Genomic DNA, 2,547 nt, shown 5'->3' with positions numbered 1-2,547 from the left:
CCATGGGGCTCGCCGGAGAGGCAGGAGGGCTTGGTGCCCACGGGTGCCGTGGGCGGTGCGGATCAGAATGCGGCGCGTACGGTCCCGCCGTTGACGCCGAGGGTGCTGCCGGTGGTGTAGCTGGTGGCGGGGGAGGCGAGGAAGACCACTGCTCGCGCGACTTCCTCGGGTTCGCCGAGCCGCGCCAGCGGGATGTCACGGTCGGTGACGAGCTGTTTGAGGGCCGCTTCCGGGTCGTCGAGCTGGTAGTTCGCCATCAGTGTCTCGATGTACCCGCCCTCCCGGAACCATAGCGGGGTCCAGATCGGGCCGGGGGAGACGTTGTTGACCCGGATCGTCGGCGCGTATGCCTTGGCCAGCGTCTTCGACAGGCTCACGACCGCGGCCTTGCTCGCGGCGTAGTCGACGAAAACGGACTCGGGTTGACCGGCGAGATCGGAGGTGACGTTGACGACCGATCCGCCGCCGTTGTCCTTCATCGCCGGGAGCAGGCGTCGGCAGGTGCGCGCCATGGCGAAGAAGTTCAGCTCGAAGGTGCGGTGGAAGTCCTCGTCGGTGAGTTCCTCGAATGGGAGCATCCGTCCGATGCCGGCGTTGTTGATGAGGATGTCCGGTGCCCCGTCGAAGACCTGCAACGCTGCATCGGCTGCAGCGTTGCATTGTTCGAGGTCGGAAAGGTCTGCTTCGAAGGTGGTCACCGAGTCGAGCGATTCGGTGGCCACGTACTCGTCGAGGACGTCGATGGCCCGGTCGACGGCGAAGACCGTCGCGCCCTCGGCGGCCAAGATCCGAACGACGTCGCGCCCGATGCCGGTAGCCGTGCCGGTGACGTACACCTTCTTGTCGGCGAGTTGAAGATCCATGCTGGTCTCTCTTTCAGATGGCGGGGGGCCAGTTGTCGAATGTCGTCGCGGTGTGGGTCGGGGCGCCCTCCGGAGTGAAGGCCACCGCGAACGCCAGGCACCGAACTCCGCTGCGGTGGGCGTAGATCGAATGGGGAACGTTGGGCGGGGTATGGATCAGGTCGCCGGGCGAGACCTGCGCGACGTCGTCGCCGACTCGCATCGTGCCCCGTCCGGACAGGACGTAATAGAACTCGTGGGAGTCGTGGTAGTGCGGCTCGATGAATTTGCCGGGCTCGACGAGGAACTCGTTGACGAATTGCAGGTACGAACCCTCGGTCTGCTGCCGCAGTTGACCGAACGGAATCATGAAGTGGCTGGCGACCGTGTCGTCGTGTTCGAGGACGGCTGGGACGTCGGCGGTAAGCACGTGTTTCATGTGGTCTCTTCCAGTGAAGGTGGGTCGGCCCCGTGGCTGGGGTGCCGATACGGGCGGCGCGGCGCCACAACCTGGCGGCGGACGCGCGGTGCACGACACCGATGTGGTTGCGGGTGGTCTCGTTGACGAGCCCGCCGCGCAATCACATCGGTGTCGTGGGGTGTTGTTGTCTACTTGGTCGGACCGGTGATTCGTTCGATCGAGCGGTCGACCGTCACCGCGACGATGAGCAGTAGCCCGGTCACGATGAGCTGGACGTTGGTCGAGACGCCGAGCAGGTTCAGGCCGTTGCCGACGACGCCGATGACGAGTGCGCCGAGCAGGGCTGCGGAGGCCTTTCCTCGGCCGCCGAACAGGCTGACACCACCGATGACCGCGGCTGCGATGGCGTTGAGCAGCAGCGCACCGCCACCGATTCCGCCGCCGGAGGACACCGACACACCGAGAATTCGGGAGGCGGAGATGATGCCGGCGACCGCGGCCAGTGTGCCCGCGATGGTGAAGGTGAGGACCTTGAGGCGGCGGACGTTGATGCCGGCACGATTAGCGGCTTCGGCGTTTCCACCGGCGGCGTACAGGTGCAGACCGAATCGCGACTCGTTGAGGGTGTAGGCGGCGACGGCGAGGAGCGCGGCGAAGATGACGACCGGCATCGGGACGCCTTCGTTGGCATCGAGGACGGCGACGATGACGACGCCGGCGACCGCGGTCACCACAGTGGGGATCACGACCTCCCGGACCAGGGAGGCGGTGATCTCGTGCGCGATCTTGCGGCGGTACGAGGTCAGCCGCAGACCGAGTACGACCGCGACCGCGACGACCACCGTCAGCCAGGAGAACACCCCGGTGACGTAGGTGCCGGCGATCTTGTCGATACCCGTGCCGAGCAGGTTGTACTGCCCCGAGGTGGGCAGCAGCATCAGCTGGAAGCCGTTGAGAACCAGGCCGACGCCCAGGGTGACCACGAACGAGGGTACGAGGAACCGGGTCGACCAGAGGCCGGTCAATGCGCCGATCAGGGCGCCGAGTACCACTGCGACGATCACGGCAACAATGCTGTTGAATCCGGCGGCGACAACCAGTTTGGCCATCAGGACCGAGGTCACACCGCTGATCGCTGCCACGGACAGATCGATTTCGCCGGTGAGCAGGATGAAAACCAGTCCCAGAGCGATGGTTCCGGTGACGACGGTCTGAACCAGCAGATTGGAGATGTTGCGGCTCGACAGGAAAAATTCGCTCTGCGAGGAGAAGTAGATGATGAGC

General features: G+C 65.4%; 3 protein-coding genes. All 3 read right to left on the bottom strand.

The genetic code is table 11. The annotated features are described in order from the left end of the window. Nucleotides 1-62 precede the first annotated feature (62 nt). Entirely contained in the window at nucleotides 63-863 is an 801-nt protein-coding gene (locus tag ACFTZB_RS44965) for an SDR family NAD(P)-dependent oxidoreductase (RefSeq protein WP_378442388.1), read from the bottom strand. A 13-nt stretch (nucleotides 864-876) separates the two neighbouring features. Further along, nucleotides 877-1,281, bottom strand: coding sequence for a cupin domain-containing protein (locus ACFTZB_RS44960; protein WP_378442385.1), 405 nt, complete (start codon nucleotides 1,279-1,281; stop codon nucleotides 877-879). A 170-nt stretch (nucleotides 1,282-1,451) separates the two neighbouring features. After that, nucleotides 1,452-2,547: sugar ABC transporter permease (locus ACFTZB_RS44955; protein ID WP_378442383.1), on the bottom strand; the 1,096-nt coding region annotated here is incomplete at its 5' end.

Source organism: Rhodococcus sp. NPDC057014, assembly GCF_042673295.1.
In the GTDB taxonomy this organism is placed as follows: domain Bacteria; phylum Actinomycetota; class Actinomycetes; order Mycobacteriales; family Mycobacteriaceae; genus Rhodococcus_F.
The sequence above is the reverse complement of the archived record's forward strand: the minus strand, read 5'-3'. Positions and strand labels throughout refer to the sequence as shown.

Bases quoted from the DNA above. Each gene is read 5' to 3' on its own strand.
- ACFTZB_RS44960 (WP_378442385.1), bottom strand. From the start codon at position 1,281: ATGAAACACGTGCTTACCGCCGACGTCCCAGCCGTCCTCGAACACGAC.
- ACFTZB_RS44965 (WP_378442388.1), bottom strand. From the start codon at position 863: ATGGATCTTCAACTCGCCGACAAGAAGGTGTACGTCACCGGCACGGCT.